This is a genomic window from Motilimonas pumila, from assembly GCF_003596335.1.
GTDB lineage: Bacteria > Pseudomonadota > Gammaproteobacteria > Enterobacterales > CBDFNC01 > Motilimonas > Motilimonas pumila.
In genome coordinates, this window is the sequence record NZ_QZCH01000138.1 from 1 (window position 1) to 684 (window position 684).

The 684-nt window shown below is 49.6% G+C and carries 1 protein-coding gene; it reads left to right on the top strand.

Annotation, left to right across the window (positions count from 1 at the left end; all coding sequences use genetic code 11):
* On the top strand, positions 1-684 hold a 684-nt coding region (locus tag D1Z90_RS20905; RefSeq protein ID WP_119912675.1), incomplete at both ends, for an Ig-like domain-containing protein.

Consider the following 684-nt stretch of genomic DNA (forward strand, 5'->3'; position numbering starts at 1 on the left):
AGTGACCGACAGCGAAGGTTATTCATTAGACTTATCCGTTAATGCAGCCATTAACCTAGATACTGAAATCACCGCAGACGACATCATTAATGCGGCAGAGCAAAGCCAATCACTTCCAGTGACGGGTAAAGCGAGTGGCGATTTCCAAACCGGTGATACCGTGACGCTCACGGTGAACGGTAAAACCTTCACCGGCCCAGTGGATGTTGATGGTAACTTCAGTATTAACGTACCGGGTTCAGATTTAGCCGCTGATCCAGACGCCACTATCGAAGCGTCTTTGGTAGCGACCAATGCGATAGGTGGGTCCGCGACAGTTACTGACACAGAAGGTTATTCAGTCGACACTGACATGACCAACACGGCCATCACGTTAGATGAAAACATCACAGCCGATGATATCATTAACGCAGCGGAAGCGGCGCAACAAATTCCAGTCACGGGTAAAGCCTCAGGCGATTTCCAAACCGGCGATACTGTGACGCTGACGGTAAATGGCAAAACCTTTACCGGTCCAGTGGATGTTGATGGTAACTTCAGTATTAACGTACCGGGCGCAGACTTGGTAGCAGATGGCGACAAAGTGATTGATGCTTCGCTAGCAGCAACCGATGCAGCAGGCAACAGCATAACTGTCACAGACACAGAAGGTTATTCAGTCGACACTGAAATGACCAACACGGC